This is a genomic window from Sphingobacterium sp. DR205 (assembly GCF_011064245.1).
Taxonomy (GTDB): domain Bacteria; phylum Bacteroidota; class Bacteroidia; order Sphingobacteriales; family Sphingobacteriaceae; genus Sphingobacterium; species Sphingobacterium athyrii.
Genome location: NZ_CP049333.1, coordinates 6,374,861 through 6,401,232 on the forward strand (window position 1 = coordinate 6,374,861; position 26,372 = coordinate 6,401,232).

A 26,372-nucleotide genomic window follows, 5' to 3' on the forward strand; every position below is an offset into this window, starting at 1 on the left:
TTTAATGAATCTCATGCTCTCCTTTATCTGGGTGGCACTAACGGGATCAATGTATTATTCAAATTTCCTGTTCGGTTTTTTACTTGGCTTTGCCATTCTTTGGATCATGAATAAGAATGAGGCCGATCAACGTTATTTCTATCGTGTCCCTAAAACGGTTAGTTTTATTCTCTTCTTCCTATGGGAGATGATCGTCGCCAACGTTCAGGTCGCTTATGATGTGATTACGCCCAAATTTTTTATTAAACCAGCCATCGTCAAGTATCCGATGGATGCCAAAACAGATCTGGAGATCAATTTGCTTTCGACTTTTATTTCCCTCACACCGGGGACACTTATTCTGGATGTAAGCGAGGATAAGAAAACACTTTTTATCCATGTGATGTACATGAAGAGCAAGGAGCAATTTGTCTCCACGCTAAAAAACAATGTTGAACGAAGACTTTTAGAACTCTTACGATGACTTTAGCTACTTACTTCGATTATGTTATCCTGCCGATATTAACGCTATCGGTTATACTTGCGTTTATCCGACTGTACAAAGGTCCGCAGATCTTTGACCGGGTCATCGCCCTGGATCTCATTATCACAATTGGAATTGGAATTATTACAGTCTATAGTATACGGACTTCGCAGGAAGTATTTTTAGATATTGCCATGATCTTGGCCCTGATCGCATTTTTAGGAACTATAGCCTTTTCATTTTATTTAGAAAAACAAAACCATGATGACTGATATTACGTTAGCAATTTTAAGCACGATAGGCGCATTGGCCATATTGTTCGCTTCAATTGGCATATTACGGATGCCGGATTTCTATTTACGGCTTTCAGTGACCGTAAAAGCAGCAACCCTAGGCGTTGGTCTTTTGTTAATCTGTGCCGCAATGACATTCCCGGATGTGTCCGTAACGACCAAAGCGATAGCAATTGGATTTTTTCTCATTTTGACCGCACCAGTTGCCGCTCATATGATCGGACGGGCTGCCTATATACAACGTGTAAAAACCTGGAAAGGAACAACCTTAAACGATTTGGAAAAAGAAGGACAGCTGGATTGCAGAAAAGAAGATTTTTAGACTTTGCTGTTTCATTATTTGGCTAAACGGAACCATCAACAAAATACCTTCGACATAATTAAGGGATCAAAATTTTGGTCCCTTAATTGTGTCTGTTAGATTTCAATAGATCTTGTTCCTTGACTTCCGCTTGAAAAACTAAAAAATAATACAGACCGGAGCCGGAACTTTAATTTCCTTACCCGTGTCAGTCAATAATCCGGTCTTGGGATCACGACTGAACAAAACAATATTATTGGTATACTGATTAGCCACCAGCAGGTATTTTCCATCGGGAGAAAGATTAAAATTCCGCGGTCCCTTTCCTTTTACTGAAGTATTGGATAGTTTTTTTAATCCCCCGTCTTTTTCCACGGAAAAGGTCGCTATTGTGTTTGCATCACCGCGGTTGGTCGCATATATAAATTTCCCATCAGCAGAAATCTTGATATCTGCGCCACCGTTCTGACCTTTAAATCCCTCGGGGTTGATTTCGTAGGTACTCTGATACATCCAATCATTGCCTTCTTTTTTATAAGATGCAATCTGTCCGGTCATTTCCAATATCGCATAAAGGAATTTTTCCTTTTTATCGAAAACAATATGACGCGGTCCTCCACCTGCCGGAGTAAAAAAATCTTCTGATGCTTCGGCAAGGCCATAGGCATGCCCAGTCTTGTTAACCGGAAATACCGAGATTTGATCCAATCCCAGATCCTGCACATATAAGCGGTCGCCTTTGCTTGAAAAAAAAGTAGAATGGACGTGTGGCTTCTCCTGGCGGACAGGATCAACACCTTTCCCTTCATGTTGCACCAGCCGGCTTCTTTTACTTAAGACACCATTTGACTCGAGATCAAATAGAGCTGCCGATCCACCGGTGTAGTTTGCAACAGCGAGCAGATTCCCTTTCGGATGAACTTCAACAAAGCAAGGTGATTCTCCACCTGTAGGGAGTGAATTTAAGAAAGTTAATTGTCCATCCTTAAATGAATAGGCGGAAATCGTGCCCTCTTGGTTTGGAAGTTCGTTGACCGCGTAGATAAAATTGTTATTCCGTGCCAGAAAGGACGGATCCTTACTTTCCTGTGTGCTGACTAAGGCAGCCTCACCGGTCTTTGTATCGAAATTATAGATATAGATACCTTTGCTTTCTGTTTTGTTCGTATAGGTTCCAACAAACATTGGAATCTGTTGTGCAAAACTTGCCAGCGGTAAAAGTGTCATCAGATAAATAAAAGCTTTTTTCATATGTATACAATCTATTAAAAAATAAAATACCAAAATTTCGCCGTTGTTCGCTCTATGAAGCAAAAAATCAAGATACTTTTCGACCTTATCATTAGCGTCGATAAACTTGTTAAATTAGGTTAAAACCGCCCTTTCTAATAGGCAAATCCGTATTTTTAGCGAATCAATTTTAACAAGTCGAAAATCTCCATTTGAAATATTGGGATTATAAAAATATTGTTAAATAAAAATACGAATAATTCATATAATCTGATAATTTTGTGCTGTTGTTCAAAATAGTATCTATTAAACGACAGAATCGGGAGATTATTAGTGATTTAGATGATTTCATCGTAACACAGATCTGTATGACCGGTACAGGAGTTAAAAACTGTTTACGATTGTTTCATCAGCATTTAGAAATATATTATTTAGATGAAAAAAAACATATATATATTGTTTTTGTTGCTGTTTGTATCAATTCAGGCCAGCTTTGCACAAAATCAAATTATTGACCGTGTAGTGGCCACTGTTGGTTCGGGAATTATCCTACAATCTGATTTGGATATGCAATATTCACAATGGCTTGCTCAAGGGAATAAACCAAATGAGAAGTTTAAATGTGGAGTTCTTGAGCAATTGATCATTCAGAAGCTTCTTTCCCAACAGGCAGTAATTGACTCCATCGATGTGACAGAAACAGAAGTGGATGACAACTTAAATTCTCGCTTGCGCCACATGTCGCAACAGGCTGGTGGCCAAGAACGGCTGGAAAAATTCCTGAACCGTTCTTTGCTGCAATACAAAGAGGAAATGCGCGCAAGCGTTTTCGAGCAGTTGAAAGCGAATAAGATGCAACAAAATATCGTTCAAAAAGTGGATGTAACGCCTCTTGAAGTAAAACGTTATTTTGAAGGATTGGATCAAGATAGCCTTCCTTATTTCAATACAGAAGTTGAGATCGGCGAAATTGTTATGCTGCCTCAATTGACAGACGAAGAGAAAAAAGAACAACGCGAGAAGATCGAAGGTATCCGCAAGCAGATTGTTGATGGCTCGGATTTCGGAACTATGGCTCGACTCTATTCACAGGATCCGGGTTCTGCTCCTTACGGTGGTGACCTTGGCTTTGGTACCCGTGACAATTATGTCAAAGAGTTCTCAGCGATGGCATTTAAATTAAAGCCAGGAGAGATATCACCTATTGTTGAATCAAAATATGGTTTTCACATTATCCAGGTACTGGAACGGCGCGGTGAAGAGGTGCATACACGCCATATTCTAATGAAAATGAATCCGGGCGCTGCTGCATTGGAACGAACCAAAAACAAATTGGACAGCATCTATAAATTGGTTGTCGACAAGAAATTAGATTTTTACCATGCTGCGACTAACAATTCGGATGCTGAAGAAAGCAAATTTAATGGTGGTATGGTCTTAAATCCACAAGGATCCAACCGTACAACGTTAATTCCGATGGATGGATTGGAGAAGTCCGTATTTACCGCCATTGACCCACTAAAACCGGGGGAATATTCAAAACCGGAACAATTCACCGATAAAACAGGAGAGGTAGGTTACCGTTTTAACTATCTTAAAACACGTATCCCGCCGCATAAAGCAAACTTAGATCAGGATTTCACCAAGATCAAAGATGCTGCAAAAGAAGATAAAGTACGTCGTAATCTGAGCAAATGGTTTGATGATAAAGCGAAGAATACTTTCATTGATATCAGTGATGACTTTGGAGCTTGTGAAGAACTAGAAAAATGGAGAAAAAAATAAGGAATTTCTCCCTACTCCAAAATAAAAAAGACTTGAATATGCATTCAAGTCTTTTTTATTTTCTAGCATAGCTCCAAGTCTATTTCTCAAACATCATCTCGATCAGGATATTCCAGTTCGCCTTCTTTACATCATCCTTTGCCAATTCACTCAGCTGCCATATCCGGATATAATTATACTTAACGACCTTATCCTTTTGTCGTACAGTTGCAGTTCCTTTTGTATAGGCAAAATCTCCGCTATAAGAACGTTTTACTTCTTCCGGAACCGTTTCGATCGTCATTCGTTGTTTCTTCAGGTAGGCCATCATTTTATCCTTTCCTTCCATCGGACTGGTCCATGGAAACAGAAACCGTACATCTTCACTCAAAAACTCTTTGTAAGCTGTAGGATTGTCCGCTTTAAGGACAGTGGACATCAACTTATCGGTCTCCAGAACAATATCTTCACGCTGGTTTAAACGTACCTTGGACCGATGCTTGAGATACCATGAATCCGTCGGTTCAATAAATTCCAGATCAAAGTCACCATCCTTACCATTATTCTCCACTTCGGCACGGATATCTACCAACCACTTCCCTTTCTTGTTGCGTTTCCATACGGTCAGGTATTCGCCGTGGCGCAATCGGGCGCCCACTTTTTGAAAATCCATGGCACCAGATGTCACCCCAAACTCCAAGCTTTTAGCAACAAGCGCAAAAGTAGGCTGCCAGTTTAATACATCTGGAATATTGGGCCTATTATTGAGGTAATTGTATGCATTTACCGCCGAAGGAACATAAAATGTGGATTCTTTGTCAATAATAGATAAAAATGCCTGATGGGGAGTTGACGCTTTCGCTAATGCTGCAGCATCTTTATCTGCCTGTAGTAAGCTCCCTACTTTTTCGGGTATCTGTGCGTACAATGTTGTACCCATTGTACTCATCAATGCAACAACGGATAACCTGTTCCAAAAATTCATATGCAAATGATTATTTATCAGCGTTCATTTTTTGTATTGGATGAACTCATTACACTCGGTTTTCTTTTAGAGGAAGTATGCTTTAGTCTTCAAAGTATCTAAACTTTTCGACGATAAATATCCCATTTTTTCCTCTTTTTTAAATTCGATTTTTTTATCTATCAAATCTTATTCCAAAGTGTTCCTTCTTTACTATCTTTCAGCTGGATACCAATTGCATTGAGCTCATCACGTATGCGATCCGAAGTGACAAAATCCTTATTTGCTTTCGCCTCGTTACGTAATTTGATCACTAAATTCATGACATCGTCTATATCATCCGTCCCCGAAGCTTGATCATTTCGCAGTCCAAGAATGTCCTCAACAAACTCTTTCATGAAAATTTTCAGCTTTTCCAGTCCTTCTTCAGAGACTTTTGCTTTACCGTCATAAATGGAATTAATGATCCGCACGATCTCAAATAATTCTGCAATCAGCACCGGGCTATTGAAATCGTCATCCATTGCGGCATAACATTTATGACGGATCTCCGCCAGATTGAACGAGTCAGCTCCCTTTGAAACCTTGAGTTTATCCAGGAGTCCTATGGCGCTCATCAAGCGCTTATACCCTTTATCCGCAGCATCAAGTGCTTCATTGGAGAAATCCAATGTGCTTCGATAATGTGCCTGCAGCATAAAGAAGCGAACCGCCATAGGCGAATAACCTCTATTTAGCAAGGGATGATTGCCGGTGAACAGTTCACCCGGTAAAAATCCGTTGCCTGCGGATTTGGACATCCTTGCACCATTGACCGTCAGCATGTTGGTATGCATCCAATATTTGGCAGGTGCAGTATGATTACAGGCTTCGGATTGTGCGATTTCGTTCGTATGGTGCGTAGCCGCCAAATCCATTCCACCGCCGTGGATATCAAATTGATCTCCTAAATACTTTCTGCTCATTGCCGAACATTCAATATGCCAACCCGGAAATCCAACACTCCAGGGTGCCGGCCAGCGCATAATCGTTTCGGGTTTTGCTTTGATCCACAGCGCAAAATCCAAACGTCCTTTTTTTTCATCCTGACCACTCAGCTCCCGCGTGTTGTTTAGCATATCTTCCAATTTACGATTGGTCAATACGGTATAATCATACTGCTGTACATATTTTTCGACGTCGAAATATACGGTACCGTCAGTTTCATACGCATAACCGTTGTCAATGATCTGTTCGATCATTTCGATCTGCTCAGAAATATGACCTGTTGCTGTTGGTTCAATGCTTGGTGGCAAGGTATTGAAAAGGCGTAAAACATCATGAAAACCAATAGTATATTTCTGTACGATTTCCATCGGTTCCAGCTGTTCTAGTTTAGCCTTTTTTGCGAATTTATCATCTCCTTCATCACGATCGCCCTCCAAATGCCCCGCATCTGTAATATTACGTACATAACGTACTTTATACCCCAAATGACGTAGATACCTAAAAATCAAATCAAAAGAAATAAAAGTTCGACAGTTACCTAGGTGTACATCGCTGTAAACGGTAGGTCCACAGACATACATCCCAACAAGGTTGGTGTGGATCGGTTCGAATTTTTCCTTTGTTCGCGAAAGCGTATTGTATAAAAAGAGATTGTGGTCCATGTTTGTTCTCTGCTTGGAAATCTATTTTTGTCTGAAATATATTTGAATAGGTACACCTGTAAAGTCAAAGTGCTCACGCAATTTATTTTCGATAAAGCGTTTATATGGATCTTTGATATATTGCGGCAAATTACAGAAGAAGGCAAACATTGGTGTTCTTCCCGGCAATTGTGTCACATATTTAATTTTGATATATTTTCCTTTTAAGGATGGTGGCGGATAACTCTCTATAATATCCAGCATCACTTCGTTCAACTTTGAAGTCGGAATCTTTTTGGTTTTATTAGCATAAACCTTATCAGCCACTTCCAGTACTTTTAGGACACGTTGTTTTTCCGTTACCGAAGTAAAGATAATTGGCACATCCGTGAATGGTGCTATTTTTTCTCTGATACGGTCTTCAAAGGCTTTCATGGTCTTGTTGTCCTTCTCGATCAAATCCCATTTATTGACAACGATTACGATACCTTTACGGTTTTTCTCCGCCAAGTTAAAGATATTCACATCTTGCGCTTCCAAGCCATCCTGAGCATCCAACATCAAAATAGTCACATCAGAATCCTCCAATGCTTTGATGGTACGCATGACCGAATAGAATTCAATATCTTCGTTTACTTTTGATTTACGGCGAAGACCGGCGGTATCGATCAAAAGGAAATTATGTCCATATTGATTGTAATGAATCCGGATAGAATCCCGTGTTGTGCCCGCCATAGGCGTTACGATATTACGATCTTTACCGATCAATGCATTTGTCAAAGAGGATTTACCCACATTTGGACGACCAACAATTGTATATTTAGGTAGAGCTTCATCTTCCTCCTGTTCTTCTTCAAAATGCGATACGACAGCATCCAATAACTCTCCGGTACCAGAACCTGTAGCCGATGAAATATTGAATACTTCTCCTAAACCGAAAGCATAAAATTCGGCAGATTCATGATGCAATTTAGCATGGTCAACTTTGTTGGCTACCACATATACGGGTTTGGAGCTTCTTCTGAGGATATCAGCTATTTCATCATCCAGGTCAGTAATACCAGTAGTAACATCTACCATGAATATAACGACCGACGCTTCCTCAATAGCGATATAGACCTGATCACGGATTGCCTCTTCAAAGACATCATCCGAACCATGTACAAAACCACCTGTATCGATTACTGTAAATTTCTTTCCGATCCACTCTGCCGTCTCATAATGACGGTCGCGCGTCACTCCGCTAAAGTCATCAACAATCGCTTTTCTACTTTCGGTAAGACGATTGAATAAGGTAGATTTACCAACATTTGGACGACCAACAATTGCAACAATATTTGCCATATTTATTTTATTTGATCCACCCACTATCACAGCAGATGGCACTTTTATGCTAAAATTATAGTTAAGGGTACAAAGATACGGATTCAAAAGGGATTATGGAGACACAAAAACAAAAATGGCTTTACCATGAAGTAAAGCCATTTATAGGGTTTAAATTATGAATATTCGTCTAGTTAGACGTTGGATTCTGTGTTAATTTACCCGGATAAGAGTTGATGGCATCCTGAGGAATGAAGTATGTTACCCTAAAATCAGTTGGGGCAATGTCCTCAAATTGCTTCTGCGGGCCTGGATACGTTCTGTTCAGCGGTTCACCATTACGGAAAACATCATAACTACGTTCGGCTTGGAAAGCCAATTCTAGCTGCCGCTCTTTGTCAATCAACTTGAAAGCATTACTTGCATCAAGAGAAGTATAACCTCCATTAACAATAGAACGATTTCTTATGGTATTCAGGTCATTCAATGCAGCACCATAATTACCTAATTTTGCATAAGCCTCAGCACGATTTAAGTAAATTTCCCCTAAACGACTGATTACTGGTGAGTGTAATTGCGATTCTTCACCTTCACGTGAACATTTCACGATATAGAACTGAGGATAAGCGCGGTTTAAGGAAATATAGTAGTCAATCATACCCGTATATGTTTTACCATCCTCATAAGTAATGGAATAGGTTTGTTGTGTTTCATTGACTGCTTTTAACGTATACTCTTTAACAACGTCCTTATCATCAACCTTCTTCACCTCGCGGACAGTGACTGTACCACCATTGACCGTCGCAGGCAGTTGCATATAACTTGTCGTCAACTGATCACCAGCTTTCTTCGGAACATCCTGCTTAACAAATCTAAATACAGTTGAATATTTCCCCTTATCGTCTTTGGAGTAAGTAGGCTCAATAAATGCGGCACGCGCATCCACAATATTATAGCGATCCGGTCTCCAGTCATTACGGCCAGTCTCATTTAATAGATCAATGTATTTTGCACTAGCATACATTTCTCCCCAGCCCATTCCGCCGATATTCGAATACATACCACCGATACCATTGTAGTGATCGTCGCCAGAAAATTCGGTAGCAACGCGTTTCACCACAAATATTGTTTCTGCATTATCCTCTGGTTTGAATGTATTGTACTTCATGAATTGAGCCCGGCCCAATAAGCTATATTTACCTGAATTGATCACTTTATCAGCATATTCTACCGATAAACGTGCATATTCGGCATTTGGATTTTTATAAGTTCCGCTCATATACAGGTAAATCCGTGATAACATCGCCTGTGCCGCCTCTTTAGACGCATAAGAATGTCCTTTATTTATCGTAATCAAGGACTCGGCTTTTTTCAGATCGCTGATGGCCTGTGCATAGGTATCTTTCACCGTAGAACGATCGGGAAGATTCAGATCGTTGATCACATCGTCAGGAGTACCGTTTACGATAGGCACACCGAGGTTTGTTTCGGGATTTTGGTAATACGGTTTTCCAAATGCTCTGCAAAGGTAAAAATACATCATCCCGCGGATGTAATAACATTCACCTAGCTTATTATCCATGTCAACGCTTTCACCTTCAGCAAACAGCTTAATAATATTGGAAGATTGCGCGATGGCTTTGTAACCGTAATCCCAAAAGTTTTGCAAACGATAGTTATTCGGTGTTCTTGCAAAAGAGATAAATTCATAGAAAGCATCGGTAGATGACCCACGGATCATCATATTATCACCGGCGTATTCGCCAAGACGGTGCATTGGATCTGACCATTGTTTTAGCTGCGCATACGTCCCGGTGATCATAGCATCAGGATTATTGGCAATCTGGTCACCATCCATTGAATTATAAGGTAGACGGTCTATATCGCATGAGGATACCGCCGCTGCTATCACTAATCCCATTAATATCTTTTTCATGATTGATTTTCTAAATGTTAAAATTAAAACGTTACGCTGGCCCCAAACATAAACTTGCGAACCAAAGGATATACACTAGTTCCTGTTGACCGAATCATCTTATTTCCACTTCCTTTTCCGTCTGGTTCGGTCAATGGGAGCTCCGGATCGACCCCAGAGTAATTGGTAATCGTAAACAAGTTCTCTCCCGCTAAGAAGACACGCAAGTTTTTAACATTATATTTCTTTAGGTCAAAGTTATACCCTACCGTCAAAGATCTCATCTTTAAGAAATTATTACTTTCCAAAAAGCGCGTGGAAGGTGAGTTGCCTTTATCTTGATTGTCGTATCTTGCTATTGGGTGAGTAGCGACGTCCCCAGGTTTTTCCCAGCGTGTCCATCCGTCCTGAAGTTTCATTTGATTACGGTCGGTATATGTCCCATCCGAATCAAACTCCTGACGTGAATAATTATAGATTTTTCCACCCAAAGAAAAACCAAACACCGCATTTAAGTCAAATTGCTTATAGCTCAGTGAGGTATTAAAACCGCCAAAAAGATCTGGATTTCCTTTTCCTGCCTTGCGGAAAGTCGCCTCTGAATAATTTGAAGTAGTCGTTCTTGTCTCGTTTCCATCTGCATCCGTTCCATATTTATACCACATCGGAAGACCATTATCAGAATTTACTCCTGCCCATTCCTTTAAATAATAGGTATCAATTGGATTTCCAGGTTCAAACAAACGTTGTGCTGAACCAGCTATTCCCAAATCATCGCCAGCAATGATGGGTTTAGATACCAGATTACCGTTTGCATCTTTTGTTGTATATAATTTAGTTAGTTTATTGACATTATGGCTTAAATTCAGATCCACGCTCCAATGCCAATCATTATTACGGATGATATCACCACCGATGGTCAATTCTATTCCTCGGTTTTGCATTTCACCGATATTCTTCCATACATTGTTAACCCCTGTCAAGCTACTGATCGGAGTCTTATATAGGATATTGTCCGTTCGCTTATCATAGTAATCAAAACTCATACGAACTCTATTCTGGAAAAGTGCAGCATCTACCCCAACACCTGTTGTATATGTCCGCTCCCAGGTCAAATTAGGATTGGCATGTTGGTCGATCAATGCTCCAGGGATTCCGTCATAACTTGACGTAATTTTCACGGAGTAAAGCTTATATTGCGGATACAAATCGTTTGGACGGTTACCCACCGAACCGTAAGCGGCTCTTAACTTCAGGTTATCTACCCACGGCGCGTTAAACCAGCTTTCTTTATTAATGTTCCACCCTCCACTGATTGAGAAGAAATTTCCATATTTTGCATTTGTCCCAAAATTGGAAGCACCGTCCCGACGAAACGACACCTGAGCCAAATATCTGTTATCATAAGCATAATTCGCATTCGACAACATAGATTGAACAGCCCATTCGGTAATACCGCCTTTAAAACGCTCAGGCTTTGCAGTCACGTCAGGCACTTCAAAACCTGGGACAATACCAGTACCAGCAGCATCCAACGATTTATCCCTATAGTCGTTAAATTCATAAGCTACCAAACCGTTTAAGCTATGCTTATCCCAAGTCTTATTGAAACGTAAAATTTGGTTGGTATAACGGCGCGTAAACTCTTTACGATATTCTGAAACACGTCCTATAACACCATCACCGCTATTTGAGCGTGGATCGGTATAATCTGTTGCTGAATAACTGATGTATCTATAGTTATTGACAGATGAGAATGTCAACCAATCGGTCAACTTAACATCAAAGTCCATATTACCCATAAACTCGTAATTCGTATTTTCGGACTTATTCCATTGCAGATCATACAGGTAATTGGTACTCGTATTATTTACCCATGAGCTACTACGATGTGGAACCAGATTACCGTTTGCATCATAAGGACTATCCCAGGGTAAATTGGAATACATCGCACCAACATCATATTGGCGATCGTCAACTGAACGTTTTGAACCAACAATAGACGGTTTAACGGTCAACCATTTAAATGGCTTATAATTGGTACGCAATCGGAAATTATAGCGGTCATAATCATATCCTTTGACTGCACCGGCCTCATTATAATAGCCTAAAGACAAATAGGACTGTAATTTTTCTGTTCCGCCCTGAATAGATAAATTATGATTTTGGACAAATCCAGTTTTGGTCGCTAATTTCCACCAGTCAAAATTGCTGTTTCGCAAGTCAGAATTCCACCGCGGAAATTTGATATCAGCTGGATTCGAAAATGATGCAAAGTAATCGTAAAGTTCAGCACCATCCATCATTTCCATGTTACCATTGGTCAATTGATTGATCCCCATTTTTGTGGAAAAACTAATGCTAGTTTTTGACGCAGATGGATTTTTAGTCGTTACTACCACTACGCCATTTGCGCCTTGCGACCCGTAGATCGAAGTTGAAGCTGCATCTTTTAGAATTGTTAGCGATTCGATGTCATCTGGATTGATATCACCAGGGCTGCTTCCAACAATTACGCCATCAATTACCCACAAGGGACTTGTGGTCCCGCTTATCGTTGCCTGCCCACGGATGACAACCCCACCGTTTGACCCCGGTTTTCCCGCTCCTGGTGCGACATATACACCAGCGGCTTTGCCGTTTAGCATATTTTCCACGGATGGCGTTGTCACGTCACGCAACTTGTTTCCTTTGACCGCCTGAAGTGCCCCAGTCAAGCTTTCCTTTTTTTGTTGCGTTCCGTACCCTACAATAACAACCTCTTCCAATGCTTCGCTATTGGACTCCATGCTGATACTGACCACGGAACCTGTTACGGTCACTTCCTGTGTCTTGTAACCGATGCTATTGATCACTAAAACATCTCCATTTTTAGCCTCAATGCTAAATTGACCATCAGCTCCAGCCGAAGTAGAACGTGAGGTACCTTTAACACTAATGGTTGCTCCCGCTAAGGGACCATCCGCGGATTGTACTTTTCCACTTACTTTTTGCTGAAAAACAGCACTGTTCAATAGAACATTACGGTCTGGAAATTTAAGACCATTAGCATTAGCTGGGTTGTGTGTACTTGTTATGAGTAAAGCTAATGATAACAGACTCAACTTGTGATTGTCGAGAATCTTTGAAATCATAATATTTAATAGTTAGTTTAAAAATTGATTAGCGTGCTAATCAAAATTTAGGTGCATGAATGCTAAAACTAGAAGAAGATAGGGGTATATCAAAATTCAAACAGAACGAAATCGATTGCGCCAATTGAACAAACGATTGCATAAACATTCAATTGCAACTTAAAATGTACGATTATCAGATTTTATGGTTTAATCATGATTTTATTCAGCTAAATCAACACATACTCAAACATCATGAGATACAATAAATAGCGAAAGTTCAAAATTACCCCTATTTTGGCGAGAGGAAGTTAAAACGGTTAAAATAGGCACATAAAACAAGAAAAGCCAAGGTTCTCACCTCGGCTTTCTCTTTTAGTAGCGGGGACCAGACTCGAACTAGTGACCTTCGGGTTATGAGCCCGACGAGCTACCAACTGCTCCACCCCGCAATGTATTTTTAATTTCTTTAAAAGAACCGATCATTGCAAACCGGCTCTTTTCTTTAGTAGCGGGGACCAGACTCGAACTAGTGACCTTCGGGTTATGAGCCCGACGAGCTACCAACTGCTCCACCCCGCAATGTATTTTTAATGTCTTTAAAAGAACCGGTCATTGCAAACCGGCTCTTCTCTTTAGTAGCGGGGACCAGACTCGAACTAGTGACCTTCGGGTTATGAGCCCGACGAGCTACCAACTGCTCCACCCCGCAATGTATTTTTAATTTCTTTAAAAAGAACCGATCATTGCAAACCGGCTCTTTCTTTAGTAGCGGGGACCAGACTCGAACTAGTGACCTTCGGGTTATGAGCCCGACGAGCTACCAACTGCTCCACCCCGCAATGTATTTTTGATTTCTTTAAAAAGAACCGGTCATTGCAAACCGGATCTTTCCTCTTAGTAGCGGGGACCAGACTCGAACTAGTGACCTTCGGGTTATGAGCCCGACGAGCTACCAACTGCTCCACCCCGCAATATATTTTTGAACAAAATTGCTTTTTTCTTTTGAAAAAACAAGATTATGATCCTTCCGAATTGGAGTACAAAGATATATTTTGTTTCTTTGTAATCCTAATAAAATTTAGAAAAATGTCACATAAAGCAGGATTCGTAAGTATCATCGGAAAGCCAAATGCTGGTAAGTCCACCCTAATGAACGCTTTAGTAGGTGAAAAGATGTCTATCATCACACCTAAAGCGCAAACGACAAGACACCGCATTATCGGTATTGTAAACGATGAAGACCATCAAATTGTGTTTTCCGACACACCGGGAGTCATCAAACCAAACTATTCTTTACAGGAATCAATGATGAACTTTGTCCAGGGATCGCTTATTGATGCGGACATTATTTTATTTGTGACTGATATCCACGAGAAATACGACGAGAATGACGTATTGGAGAAATTACGTAAAACGAATTCTCCGGTAGCCGTCCTGATCAACAAAATAGATAAATCTTCTGAAGAAGAGGTAAAGGCCAAAATTGAATTTTGGCAAGAAAAGCTAAATCCTGACACAATCTTCGCTATTTCAGCCAAGTTGGATCATAATGTATCAGCCGTCATGCAGTACATCAAAGATAAGTTGCCTATCCACGAGGCCTATTACGAAAAAGATGAATTGACGGACAAATCCATGCGTTTCTTTGTCTCCGAGATGATACGTGAAAAAGTATTCAAACTGTATGACAAAGAAATTCCTTACAGTACAGAAGTGATCGTCACTTCCTACAAAGAAGAAGCAAATATTACGCGTATTGCTGCCGAAATTATTGTAGAGCGCGATTCACAAAAAAACATTATCATCGGTAAAGCGGGAGCTATGATCAAAAAAGTAGGTACCTATGCCCGCCAGGATATTGAAGAATTTATTGATGGAAAGGCTTTCCTGGAACTTTTCGTGAAGGTAATCCCCGACTGGAGAAGCAAGAAGAATTACCTCAAACGTTTTGGTTACGACGATTAATTAGTACTGAGTAGATAGTATTGAGTATTGAGATTCTGGTTGTACAAGCCTTTGGCTCACTTACTTTAGTTTTTGTATCATGCAATCTATTTTTCTTTATCCATTTTTACTATCACAAAAATGAACAAAGAAAACAGCAATATCAGAAAAGTCAGCGCTAGCTCGACAGGTTCGTTTCATTAAAATATGCACGGAGTGCTTTAATCTGTTTCAGATTAAGCACTTTTTTTAGGTCTTCATCCGAAGCTTCTTTCACACGTTTAACCGATTTAAATTCGGTAAGCACCTTTTCCACCGTTGTTTTTCCGATCCCTGGTACATTTTCCAGTTCAGACACAAAAGTCTTGCGGCTGCGTTGATTACGGTGAAAGGTGATCCCAAAGCGGTGCGCCTCATCACGTAAGTGCTGGATGATCCTTAATGTTTCCGATTTCTTATCTAAATAGAGTGGATATTGATCTCCGGGATAGAACAATTCTTCAAGTCGCTTAGCGATACCGATGACAGTTACCTTACGTTCTATTCCCAGTAAGCGCAAGCTTTTTAATGCAGCGCCCAATTGTCCCTTACCACCGTCGATAATAATCAACTGCGGCAAGGATTGATCTTCATCCAATAACCTTCTGTATCGTCTAAAAACAGCCTCCTCCATGGTCGCAAAATCATTGGGTCCCTCCACTGTTTTCACATTAAAATGCCGATAGTCTTTTTTGGAAGGCTTTGCATCTTTAAACACTACAATAGCCGATACAGGATAATTCCCCTGAATATTGGAGTTGTCAAAACATTCGATATGCTGAGGTAGGACATTCATGCGCAGGTCCTTCTGCATCTGCTTTAAAATACGTTCCGTACGAATGTCAGGGTTCAGTTTTTCGTATTGTAACAAACGTTCTTTCCTAAAAAAAGCTACATTTTTTTGGGAAAGCTCCAAGAGTTTCTTCTTTTCCCCCAGTTTGGGAATTGTGAATTTTATCCGTTCGTTTTCCTCAATATCCAGTTCGAAGGGGACAATAATCTCCCGCGAAAGGCTTTTAAACCGTTCACGTATTTCGGGGATGGCCAGAGACAGTAGTTCCTGTTCGCTCTCATCCAGACGACGTTTCATTTCTAGGGTCTGCGTCTGAATAATGACGCCATTCATTACCTTTAGATAATTGACAAAGGCGTAGCCCTCATCCGAGGCAATACTAAATACATCCACGTTGGTTATTGAAGAATTGACCACAGTCGATTTGCTCTGATAATTATCCAGTTTATCGAGTTTGGCTTTAATCAATTGTGCCCGTTCAAAATCAAGCGAAGCTGCCGCTGAAGCGATGCTTTCTTTTAGTCTATTGGTGACCACGGCAATTTTACCATTCAGAATATCCTTGATGTCACTCAGGTTCTGATCGTAGTCTTCTTCAGACTGATATCCTTCACAGGGCCCTTTACAGTTTCCGATCTGATATTCGAGGCAAATTTTGAACTTACCTTTTCGGATATTCTCCTGCGTAAGCGCCAGATTACATGTCCGAAGCGGAAAAAGTTCACGGATCAGATCCAGTACGATGTGCATCATACCGACAGAAGGGTACGGTCCGTAGTAGCGGGAACCATCCTTAATAAATTGCCTCGTCCAAAAAACACGGGGAAAGGGTTCGTTCTTAATGACAATCCATGGATAGGTCTTGTCATCCTTGAGCATGACATTGTATTTTGGCTTATGCTTCTTGATTAATGAATTCTCAAGCAACCAAGCATCAATTTCGGTATCTACTATAGTAAAAGAAATACGGTTGATCTTACGGACCAAAACACGGGTCTTACCGTTTAATTGATTTTCATTGACAAAATATGAACCTACTCGGTTACGAAGGTCTTTCGCCTTACCGATATAGATCAATTCATCGTGTTTATCAAAATATTGATAGACCCCTGGTCGATGAGGTATCTTCTTTAATTCTTCTCTATAGTCAAATGTCAAAACTTTAAAATTAAAAAGTAAAAAACGGATACAGCTTTAAGCCACAGGCCTATCAAACTCGGGCTCTTATTCTTTAATCTTTGAAAAACAAGCTGGCGTAAACAAAATCTCCATACTCAAATCTGAAAAGTCAAAATTAGAAAATGAAGCAGCTCGTCATCCGCAGGCTTGCGCAACCAGAATCTCAATACTCAATTCTAATTTCTCAATACTCAGATTAAAATCCCAAGCGATCATCCTTTAATTTCGGTTCGTCCTTGCTGCTTGAATCTGTAGATCCGTCTTCGACATCAGAGCCGCCACCGCCCCAATACTGGTTACAGTCAATAACACGGGTAAGTCCACCCTGTGGCTGTTCGAAATCACCTTTTGTATATTTCAGGTTTGAATCTTTATAAACCTTTTGCATAAAGAAGGCAAAGACTGGCATAGCTGCGGCAGCTCCCTGTCCATATTCCATACGGTCAAAACTGATTCCGCGATCCTCTGCTCCCGTCCAGACACCTGTGACCAGTTCCGGAGTAATACCGATAAACCATGCATCGGAGTTATCATTGGTTGTACCTGTTTTACCACCTATCGGATTGGTAAGTTTGTATTTCCACTGAATACGCCGAGCCGTACCCTGAGATACAACTTTTTTCAGCATATCAACAATAATATAAGCGGATTCGCTATTCAGTGCTTTCACTACTTTCGGCGCCTTATCATAGATAGGCGTCCCATTTTTATCTTCGATACGTAAAATGGCTGTTGGTTCGATCCAGGTTCCCTGGTTAACGAAAGCAGAATAAGCACCAACCATATCAAAAACAGATGCTTCGTAAGCACCTAGGGAAATGGAAGGGTAATTGGGCACATCGCTTGTTATTCCCATGCGTTTGGTTAACGCAGCGACCTCCGCAGCCCCCACTTCATGCACGAGATAAGCTGTTGCAAAGTTTTGTGAATAAGCTAATGCCTTTGCCAAAGTAATCGGATTCCCGCCCTGTGCATTTCCTCTTGGCGTCCAACCATTATATGTTTGTTGGTAATTCGGAATACTATAACAAGGCGAATAACCGTTATCGATAGCTACTGCATAGGTAAATGGCTTCGCTGTAGACCCGACCTGCCGTGTTCCCATTTTAACCTGATCATATTTGAAGTGATCAAAATCAATTCCACCGACCCAAGCCTTAATATGCCCTGTTTTTGGCTCCATGGACATCATGGCATTCCGAAGCATGAGCTTGTTGTATTTAATGGAATCCATTGGTGTCATCATGGTATCTTTACTGCCTTTCCAGGTGAAAATATTCATCGCAACTTTCACATTGAAGGCTTTTTTGATCTGATCGTCATTTAATCCCTCTTCACGTAATATCCGATAACGATCAGAACGTTTCATTCCACTGATCAGCAGTTTTGCTTTATCGCCTTTGAATGGATCTCTATTTTTCCACTGCGCCGAAAATTTCGATTGCAGCTGCTTCATCCATTCTTTCTGCGCATCCTCGGCATACTGTTGCATGGACATATTGATAGTCGTATAGATCTTTAATCCATCGCGGTCTAAGTCATAAGGTGTCCCGTCAGCTTTAACAATCTTAAGATTAGCAAATTCCTTTTTAATCTGATCCTTCAATACAGCTCTAAAATAAGGCGCCAGCCCTTCCCCGTAGTTTGCAATTTTCAATTCCAGTCCGAGTGGTTTCTCCTTTGCATTAGATGCTTCTTCGGCAGAAATAAAATTGGCCGCCACCATATTATTTAATACGGTATTACGCCGGATTTTTGACTTTTCAGGATATCTTACGGGTGAATAGGCTCCGGGACCTTTCAACATGCCCACTAAAAGCGCCGCTTGTTCAGCAGTTAATTTATCTGGTGTGGTATTGAAATAAGTTCGCGCTGCAGATTTTATCCCAAATGTATTATATGCACCGAAATCCACCGTATTGAAATACATGGTAATAATCTCATCCTTAGTATAATTTCTTTCCAGACGGACAGCTGTCACCCACTCTTGAAATTTTTGGATAACCCGTTTTAAAAAGTTCTTTTGGCGGCCATCAGAAAAAAGATTAAGCGCCAGCTGTTGCGTAATGGTACTCCCCCCCTGTTTATTGCCGGTCAATGTATGGAAGATCACAGTAAAGGTACGGGAATAATCTATCCCAGAATGGTCATAGAAGCGCTTGTCCTCTGTGGACACCAATGCTTTGACCAAATAGGGTGACAGTTCGCTGTATTTAACATTCGACCGATTCTGTACATAATAAGTTCCTAATACTTTATGATCCTCCGTAATGACCTCAGACGCTAAATTGCTTTTTGGATTTTCCAGGTCGTTAAACGAAGGCAATTTTCCAAATAGTCCAAGGCGTATACTCAATATAAATAGGAATCCCAAGGCTACAATACCGATAATGATCTTCCAAAAATTGAACGTATATCGTTTTATATCGCCTTCAGTAAGTTGATTTTTTTTTGATACTCGCTTCATCTATTTACTAAATTTCATGTGCAAACATTATTCATTTATGCTTTTTTTCCTTTAGCATTGATGAATGTACTGCATTTTGTTTTTTTTAAGCTACATGGAATATCCAGTTTTCTGATCCGTGTTTATCTTTTTCAATTGGATATTTCACTATTTGCTCTCATATAGATTTCAATATGATTTTAATGTCCACTCTATCAGATAATGTGCCAAAGAATGATTCATGGCAAAGGTATTACTAATTCATTCAAAAGTGTGCATGAAAACATGAAAATGTTTCCTTTTTACCAGGTTGATAATGATGCTATACCCGTTCTATCAAACAGACGGCATAAGCAACGACTCCTTCTTGCCTACCGATAAAACCCATTGTTTCATTCGTGGTTGCTTTGATGGAAATATCATCCGTATCCAGACCTGTAGCTTCAGCAAGTTTGACCTTCATCTGTGGAATATAAGGCTTGATTTTGGGTGCTTCAAGGCAAAGCATCGCATCAATATTGCCAAGTTGATATCCTTTTGCCTGAATCAATTTCATACATTCTTTCAACAGCAACAAGCTACTGATCCCTTTCCACCGCATATCCGTGTTGGGGAAGTGATAACCGATGTCTTCCAAGTTTGCGGCGCCCAAAATAGCGTCACAGATGGCGTGGACCAACACATCGGCATCTGAGTGACCAAAAGCTCCTGCATGATGCTCCAACTGTACACCTCCAACAATAAATGGATGCCCCGCTTTTATTTGATGGACATCAAACCCAAATCCTACCTTGATTTTCATGATTACTATTAAATTATGAGAATACGTTTTTCAACGTAATAAATAAGCTCGTTTTACCTCACAAACCAAATTTGCGTCCACGATATCTTCATTGCTACGAAGATAACATTTTAGAGCTGATATTTTGAAATGGAGTTTAGCATCAGACATGATCTTCCGCTTTAACTATTGGTAGTCAATAGTGGTATAATCCGAATAACAAAGGGCTATTTCGTCGGAAATAGCCCTTTGTTATAACTTATTGTCTGTTTGTTTTACTCAAGCTTTCAGGACATGGATCTATGCTTCCACTTCCTCAGGCGCAAACTGATCATACACTTCGCCAAATGCATCGTAGTCCTGATCACCGTTAGGCTCAAAAACCTGAATGTCTTTGGACCTGGCAAAATCAACAATCTCCGTATTGACATTTCCATCAGCTACGACAACCATATCCGTATAATGCAATGCACCTTTATAGATTGCTTCATAGCTACCATCACCATACACTTGCGCATCTTCAGCTTTAAAAGCACCTTCCGGAGCCATTTCAGCATACTTTGAACCCAATGTACCTTTGAACTCTTCGTTAAACAAAGAATACATCACTTTTGCATCCTTAAATGTAGGGTCGTCCTTATACGTTGTTTTTACGTAAGCAGGTACCAAAGCAGAGAACCATCCGTGACAGTGTACTACATCCGGCGACCAGCCTAATTTCTTAACAGTTTCCAACGCTCCTTTACAGAAGAACACTGAACGCTCATTATTGTCTGCAAAGAATTCGCCATGCTCATCACTAAAAACTTTTTTACGCTGAAAGTAGTCCTCGTTATCCAAGAAATACACCTGCATTCGGGCTGCAGGCAGTGAAGCTACTTTAATAATTAGCGGATTATCATTATTATCCACAACAATGTTCAAGCCTGAAAGACGAATCACCTCATGTAATCTATTTCTACGCTCATTGATATTCCCAAAACGAGGCATCAAGATCCGGATTTCAAAACCCTTCTCTTGCATCGCTTGAGGCAGTTGACGTGTAATTTCAGAAATTTTGGTTAATTCGAGGAAAGGCGACATCTCGTGAGTAATAAACAATATCTTCGTTTTTGCCATCTCCAGTTATTTTTATTTATTATTTTCGAACAGTAAAATCGGTCTACAAAGGTACAAAAAAAATACTTACCATGCAATTTACTATCAATCATCGTTTTATATTCCCAAAATAATATGCAACTTTGCGAACAAAAAACTATTCAGCAAAGTGGAAATTTTCAAAACGAAAGCATCCCTCCAAGCACATCTCCAAAAAGCACGCTCGGCAGGTAAAAAGATAGCCTTAATCCCCACCATGGGAGCACTTCATGAAGGACATTTATCGTTATTAAATTATGCGAAACCCATCAGTGATATTCGTGTTTGTAGCATTTTTGTCAACCCTACACAGTTTAACGACCCTAAAGACCTTGAAAAATATCCGCGTCCAATTGAAAATGACATTAAGCTATTGGAATCCGTCGCTTGTGACATTTTATTTATGCCAAGTGTAGATGAAATGTACCCCGACAAAGATGAAAATTGGCATATTGACCTTGGCGAACTGGATCAAATCTGGGAAGGAGAAAAACGTCCGGGACATTTTCAGGGTGTAACACAGGTGGTCTACAAATTGTTTACATTAGTACAACCCGATATCGCCTGTTTTGGTCAAAAAGATTTCCAGCAGGTGATGGTCATCAAACGTATGATCGAAATCAAAGATCTTCCAATTCAATTGGCGATCTGTCCAATAATCAGGGATGAACACGGTTTAGCCTTGAGTTCCCGAAATATGCGCCTGAGCGAAGAAGGAAAAATAAAAGCCCTCGCGCTTTCGCGTTCGTTACAATATGTGAAAGATCATCTTGCAGACAACATTGACCTACAAGAAATTAAAAAGAAAGCCCTCACTATTTTGACACAGACAGAGGGATTAACAGTCGAATATTTTGCGATCTGTGAAAGCAACTCTTTAAAAGAAGTTGAGCGGATTGATGCCAGCAAACAGTATGTGGCTCTGGTAACAGCCTGGGTTGAAGGCGTTCGTCTTATTGATAATATGACGTTAGCTTAATAAAAAAAATTTTACCTTTGCGCCATGGTAATAGAAGTAATGAAATCCAAGATCCACCGCGTGAAAGTTACACAGGCGGAATTGAATTACGTGGGTAGTATCACGATAGATGAAGATTTGATGGATGCTGCAAATATCATCGCTAACGAGAAAGTTCAGATTGTAAATAACAATAATGGGGCCCGCCTGGAAACATATGTGATTCCCGGACAGCGCGGATCGGGCACGATCTGTTTAAATGGAGCTGCAGCACGTTTGGTACAGGTTGGCGATATCGTTATTATCATTTCTTATGCAACAATGGACTTTGAGGAGGCGAAACAGTTTAAACCCGCTTTGGTATTCCCGGACGACAACAACCATTTGATTAGATAGTATTGAGGTACTTACTACAGTACTTAATAATAATTTTATCTAGCAGAACTATATACTGCTAAATAAAAATCGTATTTTTGAAGCGCTACTCGAACAAGTAGCGCTTTTTTATGCAATCAAAAATAACAAGAAATCTGCGTCAGCTTATCGCATCATTCCAATTGGCTTTGATGTCGCTGATTATTCTTTCGGGTGTTATTTTTATGCACAAAGAGGTAAAATCAAATGGGGAAATCGTGATGCACACGCACCCTTATGATTTTACAAAGAAAGAAAAACCTCAAGAAACAGACGATCAGATCGATTATCTGAATGTCATTTATCAAAACAATTACGTACAGACCGATTTCATTATTCTCGAACTTCCTATACCAAAGGAAATTCAGCTAACGGATTATTGTTCGATCTGCCCGGAAATTACCAGCATCACAAGCAGTCCCTATTACCTCCGAGGGCCTCCCCGCTTCGCATAAAAACATTTATTTTTTTAATCTGACGTACAACCTTGTGAAATAACATCGGGCAATGCCGCTGGCATTTGTCAGCTGCTCTATTTCCGGAATCGAAAAATTGATCAAGATCGTGGCTTGTACTTGGGTGCAAGAACTACTCTTCATATTTGACGATTAAGTGTAAACGGTAGATTGGCTGCAGGTGAGTGACCTGCAGTCCAAAGATCTTTGTACATCTTAGGGCTAGGTTATATAGTCAATGTTATATGATACAGCTGACAGGCAAGATGCTAACATGAGCATCCCCCCTGTCTATAGCAAACAAGTATGCAATATAAAAGATTATAAGCTTTTAGGATTAAGATCTCAAAACGAAGTACACCATACTCAATCTTATAAAAATGCTAAAGCAATATACGCTGCTGGCTACATTAATAGCCGGCACATCCACCATATACGCACAATCACCTTTGGAGGGATATTTATTCAATAAAAACCGTGAAGCCATTGCTTCTGGCACATTGACCATAAAGAACAGCAAATCAGCCACGACATCAGATGCTGATGGACACTTTAAATTCAATAGCCTGACTACGCCCAAAGTAACTTTAAATATTTCCGCTGTAGGTTATCGCTCACTGACAAAAGTGATCAGTTTGGACACCTTAAAATCACCGCTTCAGATCCAGCTTGACGAAGACAACCTTAATCTCGACGAGGTTGTCGTTTCGGCTACGCGTTACGGTGTCAAACGTAAGGATGCTCCGGTTGTGGTCAATGTCATTGGTCCAAAACTATTCAATGCGACACAATCTGTCGCGATGTCAGAGACATTAAATTATCAACCCGGTGTTCGGGTGGAAAATAACTGTCAAAATTGTGGTTTTTCGCAGGTTAGGCTCAATGGTCTTGAAGGGCCATATTCACAGATATTAATCAACAGTAGAGCTGTTTTTTCGGCATTAAATAGTGTCTATGGACTGGATCAGATCCCGACCAGTATGATTGACCGGATCGAAGTTGTCCGTAGTGGTGGCTCCGCACTATTCGGAGCCAATGCCATCGCCGGAACCATCAATATCATTACGAAGGATCCTGTCGAGAACGACTGGCAGGTAAAATCCACCAATTCATTAATCGGCGGCAAAAGCTGGGACAATACCGTAGACTTCAACACCTCCCTTGTGGCAGAGGACTTAAAAACCGGCGCAACATTTTATGGCATGCACCGCAATAGGGAATCTTACGACTCCAATGGGGATGGATTTTCGGAAATCACTAAGCTTCGAAATACTACATTTGGCACCAAGGTGTTTTACAAACCGAGCGATCTGGATAAAATTACCATTGATTTCAGTACGGTCAATGAATTCCGTCGGGGTGGAGATCAGCTTGATAAAGCGCCCCACCTGACTCAGATCACAGAGCAATTGCAAACCAGTTCCATTGTTGGCGGAATCACCTACGATCATTATTCCGAAGATTACAAACACAAGCTGTCGGCTTATGGTTCCCTTCAGAAAACCGAACGTGACAGCTATTATGGCGGTCTTGGTGGCGGAACTACACGCGCTGACAGTACCCTTGCATCCAATTCGTATGGAAAGACAAACGACATTGCCTTAGTTGTGGGAAGTCAATACACCTACAATTTTGAAAAAGATGTATTTACAGCAGGTGTAGAGTTTTCCTATAACGACACCCAGGATGAGATTCCCGGCTATAAGCGGACGATTGACCAGCAGAATAAGGGGTTGGGTACTTATACACAATACGAATGGAAACCCTTTTCCACATTGAAAACACTGATTGGCGCCCGCTACGATTACACGTATGTAGATGGTAAATACAGTCTTGCAGGTATAAATCGGAATTCGGATCAACGCTTTGGTACGTTCAGCCCACGATTAACTGTTCTTTATGATATCACGAAAGACCTGCAGTTCAGGGGTGGATATGCACGTGGTTTCAGGGCGCCGCAGGCATTTAATGAAGACATGCACGTGACCTCGATTGGCGGCAACCAGGTTTTTGTCCTTATTGGTGAAAACTTAAAAACCGAATATTCCAATGCCTATACGGGATCATTCAGTTACAATAAAAACTTTGGAAATGTACAGACAAGCTTGCTTGTCGAAGGTTTCTATACAGATCTCAACAATCAGTTTGTCAACATTATGGCCTCAGAAAAGGATGGGTTGATTATTCAGGAGATGCAAAATGGAGAAGGCGCACGCGTGTATGGCTCCAACATTGAAATCAATATTGCCCCTTCATCCTGGCTTTCCTTCCAGACCGGAGGAACAATCCAACGCTCGCGTTATAAAAAAGATCAGCTGATCTATGAAGGCAAAGAGGATGCCCATGATATCTGGACAAAGAAATATGTCCGGACACCCAATATCTACGGTTATATGAATACGAACCTAAAAGCGACAAAACGGTTTGCAGTTGACTTGACCGGAGTATATACCGGTAAAATGATTGTACCCCATATCCAGCAAGATATCATGACCTTAAAAAATGCAAGAGATTTTGTTGAATTGAACCTACGCTTGGGATATACACTTCCTGTACACAAGGACTTCAGCATTGAATTCTTTGGTGGCGTCCAGAATATGTTCAACGCTTTTCAAAAGGATTTTGACAAAGGCGCTTTACGGGATTCAGATTATATTTATGGGCCAACACGTCCGAGAACCTTTACGTTCGGACTCCGCGTTGGTCATTTTCATTAAGAAATTGCCATTGGAAGAAATAGACGCTAATAAAAAAACAATGAAATATTGCCAGAAAATAAGCATGTTATTGATCGCATTATTTTATCCGCTCCTCCATTTTGGGCAGGAGCGGATCAATTGGGTCAGTTTTGAACAGCTCGATTCTTTACTTGCAGTCGAACCGCGGGAAACCCTTATTTTTATCCATACCGACTGGTGTAGCTATTGCCGGAAGATGGAACGGGAGATATTCACCAAGCAGAATCTTGTCACTGTGATCAATAAAAATTATTATGCGGTCAGTCTGGATGCGGAATCCGTGGCGGAGATCAGCTTTGACCAAAGCATCTGGAAGGCTGAATCCAACAGAAAAAAAACTGGTCAGTACCATCCTTTGGCGCTACTGTTAATGCAGGGAAAACAAATGGTTTTCCCGAGCATCCTTCGATTTGATAGCGAATTTCGTTTAAAAAACATACAACAAAAATATCTGAATTCAAAAGAGTTAGGTGTTTTTTTAGAATAATTTA

At 40.5% G+C, this 26,372-nt stretch carries 20 protein-coding genes and 5 tRNA genes; 10 read left to right on the plus strand and 15 right to left on the minus strand.

Annotation, left to right across the window (positions count from 1 at the left end):
* The first annotated feature begins 4 nt into the window (after positions 1–4).
* From G6053_RS27175 to mnhG, 3 genes are read left to right on the plus strand one after another with little or no spacing between them, the layout of a single operon-like run.
* Positions 5–463: a Na+/H+ antiporter subunit E gene (locus tag G6053_RS27175; RefSeq protein WP_241254854.1), complete on the plus strand. Its 459-nt coding sequence runs from the start codon at positions 5–7 to the stop codon at positions 461–463.
* Complete coding sequence (locus tag G6053_RS27180) at positions 460–735, plus strand: monovalent cation/H+ antiporter complex subunit F (RefSeq protein ID WP_108634980.1); 276 nt, start codon at positions 460–462, stop codon at positions 733–735. Before G6053_RS27175 ends, G6053_RS27180 begins: the two co-directional genes overlap by 4 nt.
* Positions 725–1,078: a monovalent cation/H(+) antiporter subunit G gene (mnhG, locus tag G6053_RS27185; protein ID WP_223581928.1), complete on the plus strand. Its 354-nt coding sequence runs from the start codon at positions 725–727 to the stop codon at positions 1,076–1,078. The genes G6053_RS27180 and mnhG overlap by 11 nt, the downstream gene beginning before the upstream one ends.
* Positions 1,079–1,216: 138 nt before the next feature.
* On the opposite strand, the gene G6053_RS27190 is transcribed toward mnhG, so the two are convergent.
* Positions 1,217–2,308, minus strand: a complete 1,092-nt coding sequence (locus G6053_RS27190; RefSeq protein WP_165309167.1) for a lactonase family protein — start codon at positions 2,306–2,308, stop codon at positions 1,217–1,219.
* A 414-nt stretch (positions 2,309–2,722) separates the two neighbouring features.
* On the opposite strand from G6053_RS27190, the gene G6053_RS27195 reads away from it, so the two are divergent.
* Complete coding sequence (locus G6053_RS27195) at positions 2,723–4,072, plus strand: peptidylprolyl isomerase (RefSeq protein WP_108634978.1); 1,350 nt, start codon at positions 2,723–2,725, stop codon at positions 4,070–4,072.
* A 79-nt stretch (positions 4,073–4,151) separates the two neighbouring features.
* Here the strand turns inward: G6053_RS27195 and G6053_RS27200 are convergent, their stop codons facing one another.
* The 10 genes from G6053_RS27200 to G6053_RS27245 form a co-directional block, all read right to left on the minus strand.
* Entirely contained in the window at positions 4,152–5,036 is an 885-nt protein-coding gene (locus G6053_RS27200; protein WP_108634977.1) for a DUF4440 domain-containing protein, read from the minus strand.
* A gap of 161 nt (positions 5,037–5,197) precedes the next feature.
* Positions 5,198–6,664: a cysteine--tRNA ligase gene (gene cysS / locus G6053_RS27205; protein WP_108634976.1), complete on the minus strand. Its 1,467-nt coding sequence runs from the start codon at positions 6,662–6,664 to the stop codon at positions 5,198–5,200.
* 21 nt (positions 6,665–6,685) lie between these two features.
* Positions 6,686–7,987 carry a ribosome biogenesis GTPase Der gene (gene der / locus G6053_RS27210; RefSeq protein WP_104384042.1) on the minus strand — a complete coding sequence of 434 codons (1,302 nt, stop codon included), beginning with the start codon at positions 7,985–7,987 and terminating at the stop codon, positions 6,686–6,688.
* A 169-nt stretch (positions 7,988–8,156) separates the two neighbouring features.
* Positions 8,157–9,902, minus strand: coding sequence for a RagB/SusD family nutrient uptake outer membrane protein (locus G6053_RS27215; RefSeq protein WP_108634975.1), 1,746 nt, complete (start codon positions 9,900–9,902; stop codon positions 8,157–8,159).
* A 23-nt stretch (positions 9,903–9,925) separates the two neighbouring features.
* Positions 9,926–13,015: a TonB-dependent receptor gene (locus G6053_RS27220; RefSeq protein WP_108634974.1), complete on the minus strand. Its 3,090-nt coding sequence runs from the start codon at positions 13,013–13,015 to the stop codon at positions 9,926–9,928.
* Positions 13,016–13,373: 358 nt separating this feature from the next.
* A tRNA-Met gene (locus tag G6053_RS27225) sits at positions 13,374–13,446 on the minus strand.
* 57 nt (positions 13,447–13,503) lie between these two features.
* Positions 13,504–13,576: transfer RNA gene (locus G6053_RS27230), tRNA-Met, on the minus strand.
* Positions 13,577–13,633: 57 nt separating this feature from the next.
* Positions 13,634–13,706: transfer RNA gene (locus G6053_RS27235), tRNA-Met, on the minus strand.
* Between the two features lie 57 nt (positions 13,707–13,763).
* Positions 13,764–13,836 (minus strand) — tRNA-Met (locus G6053_RS27240).
* A 59-nt stretch (positions 13,837–13,895) separates the two neighbouring features.
* Positions 13,896–13,968, minus strand: a tRNA-Met gene (locus G6053_RS27245).
* Between the two features lie 115 nt (positions 13,969–14,083).
* Between G6053_RS27245 and era the strand changes: the two genes are divergently transcribed.
* The gene (gene era / locus G6053_RS27250; protein WP_165309168.1) at positions 14,084–14,962 is read left to right on the plus strand and encodes a GTPase Era; all 879 of its coding nucleotides are present in this window, start codon (positions 14,084–14,086) and stop codon (positions 14,960–14,962) included.
* A 157-nt stretch (positions 14,963–15,119) separates the two neighbouring features.
* Here era and uvrC read toward each other — a convergent pair whose 3' ends face one another.
* The 4 genes from uvrC to G6053_RS27270 form a co-directional block, all read right to left on the minus strand.
* Positions 15,120–16,931, minus strand: coding sequence for an excinuclease ABC subunit UvrC (gene uvrC, locus G6053_RS27255; RefSeq protein ID WP_181390590.1), 1,812 nt, complete (start codon positions 16,929–16,931; stop codon positions 15,120–15,122).
* A gap of 217 nt (positions 16,932–17,148) precedes the next feature.
* Positions 17,149–19,419, minus strand: coding sequence for a transglycosylase domain-containing protein (locus tag G6053_RS27260; RefSeq protein WP_108634972.1), 2,271 nt, complete (start codon positions 19,417–19,419; stop codon positions 17,149–17,151).
* A 301-nt stretch (positions 19,420–19,720) separates the two neighbouring features.
* A complete protein-coding gene (ispF, locus tag G6053_RS27265) occupies positions 19,721–20,200 on the minus strand; it encodes a 2-C-methyl-D-erythritol 2,4-cyclodiphosphate synthase (RefSeq protein WP_165309169.1) in 480 nt (159 codons plus the stop codon).
* A 279-nt stretch (positions 20,201–20,479) separates the two neighbouring features.
* Complete coding sequence (locus tag G6053_RS27270; RefSeq protein ID WP_108634970.1) at positions 20,480–21,298, minus strand: glycogen/starch synthase; 819 nt, start codon at positions 21,296–21,298, stop codon at positions 20,480–20,482.
* A gap of 148 nt (positions 21,299–21,446) precedes the next feature.
* Between G6053_RS27270 and panC the strand changes: the two genes are divergently transcribed.
* The 5 genes from panC (at position 21,447) to G6053_RS27295 (ending at position 26,368) form a co-directional block, all read left to right on the plus strand.
* Complete coding sequence (gene panC, locus G6053_RS27275) at positions 21,447–22,295, plus strand: pantoate--beta-alanine ligase (protein WP_165309170.1); 849 nt, start codon at positions 21,447–21,449, stop codon at positions 22,293–22,295.
* Between the two features lie 24 nt (positions 22,296–22,319).
* Entirely contained in the window at positions 22,320–22,670 is a 351-nt protein-coding gene (gene panD / locus G6053_RS27280) for an aspartate 1-decarboxylase (protein ID WP_108634968.1), read from the plus strand.
* Between the two features lie 110 nt (positions 22,671–22,780).
* Positions 22,781–23,143, plus strand: a complete 363-nt coding sequence (locus G6053_RS27285; RefSeq protein WP_108634967.1) for a hypothetical protein — start codon at positions 22,781–22,783, stop codon at positions 23,141–23,143.
* A gap of 380 nt (positions 23,144–23,523) precedes the next feature.
* Positions 23,524–25,860 (plus strand): TonB-dependent receptor, encoded by a 2,337-nt coding sequence (locus G6053_RS27290; RefSeq protein WP_165309171.1) that lies wholly within the window; start codon positions 23,524–23,526, stop codon positions 25,858–25,860.
* Positions 25,861–25,900: 40 nt separating this feature from the next.
* Positions 25,901–26,368, plus strand: a complete 468-nt coding sequence (locus G6053_RS27295) for a thioredoxin family protein (protein ID WP_165309172.1) — start codon at positions 25,901–25,903, stop codon at positions 26,366–26,368.
* The last annotated feature ends 4 nt before the right edge of the window (positions 26,369–26,372 follow it).

What these genes read in the sequence shown, in the direction of transcription:
- G6053_RS27175 (WP_241254854.1), top strand. Translation starts at nt 5, where the DNA reads ATGAATCTCATGCTCTCCTTTATCTGGGTGGCACTAACGGGATCAATG.
- G6053_RS27180 (WP_108634980.1), top strand. Translation starts at nt 460, where the DNA reads ATGACTTTAGCTACTTACTTCGATTATGTTATCCTGCCGATATTAACG.
- mnhG (WP_223581928.1), top strand. Translation starts at nt 725, where the DNA reads ATGATGACTGATATTACGTTAGCAATTTTAAGCACGATAGGCGCATTG.
- G6053_RS27190 (WP_165309167.1), bottom strand. Translation starts at nt 2,308, where the DNA reads ATGAAAAAAGCTTTTATTTATCTGATGACACTTTTACCGCTGGCAAGT.
- G6053_RS27195 (WP_108634978.1), top strand. Translation starts at nt 2,723, where the DNA reads ATGAAAAAAAACATATATATATTGTTTTTGTTGCTGTTTGTATCAATT.
- G6053_RS27200 (WP_108634977.1), bottom strand. Translation starts at nt 5,036, where the DNA reads ATGAATTTTTGGAACAGGTTATCCGTTGTTGCATTGATGAGTACAATG.
- cysS (WP_108634976.1), bottom strand. Translation starts at nt 6,664, where the DNA reads ATGGACCACAATCTCTTTTTATACAATACGCTTTCGCGAACAAAGGAA.
- der (WP_104384042.1), bottom strand. Translation starts at nt 7,987, where the DNA reads ATGGCAAATATTGTTGCAATTGTTGGTCGTCCAAATGTTGGTAAATCT.
- G6053_RS27215 (WP_108634975.1), bottom strand. Translation starts at nt 9,902, where the DNA reads ATGAAAAAGATATTAATGGGATTAGTGATAGCAGCGGCGGTATCCTCA.
- G6053_RS27220 (WP_108634974.1), bottom strand. Translation starts at nt 13,015, where the DNA reads ATGATTTCAAAGATTCTCGACAATCACAAGTTGAGTCTGTTATCATTA.
- era (WP_165309168.1), top strand. Translation starts at nt 14,084, where the DNA reads ATGTCACATAAAGCAGGATTCGTAAGTATCATCGGAAAGCCAAATGCT.
- G6053_RS27260 (WP_108634972.1), bottom strand. Translation starts at nt 19,419, where the DNA reads ATGAAGCGAGTATCAAAAAAAAATCAACTTACTGAAGGCGATATAAAA.
- ispF (WP_165309169.1), bottom strand. Translation starts at nt 20,200, where the DNA reads ATGAAAATCAAGGTAGGATTTGGGTTTGATGTCCATCAAATAAAAGCG.
- G6053_RS27270 (WP_108634970.1), bottom strand. Translation starts at nt 21,298, where the DNA reads ATGGCAAAAACGAAGATATTGTTTATTACTCACGAGATGTCGCCTTTC.
- panD (WP_108634968.1), top strand. Translation starts at nt 22,320, where the DNA reads ATGGTAATAGAAGTAATGAAATCCAAGATCCACCGCGTGAAAGTTACA.
- G6053_RS27285 (WP_108634967.1), top strand. Translation starts at nt 22,781, where the DNA reads ATGCAATCAAAAATAACAAGAAATCTGCGTCAGCTTATCGCATCATTC.
- G6053_RS27290 (WP_165309171.1), top strand. Translation starts at nt 23,524, where the DNA reads ATGCTAAAGCAATATACGCTGCTGGCTACATTAATAGCCGGCACATCC.
- G6053_RS27295 (WP_165309172.1), top strand. Translation starts at nt 25,901, where the DNA reads ATGAAATATTGCCAGAAAATAAGCATGTTATTGATCGCATTATTTTAT.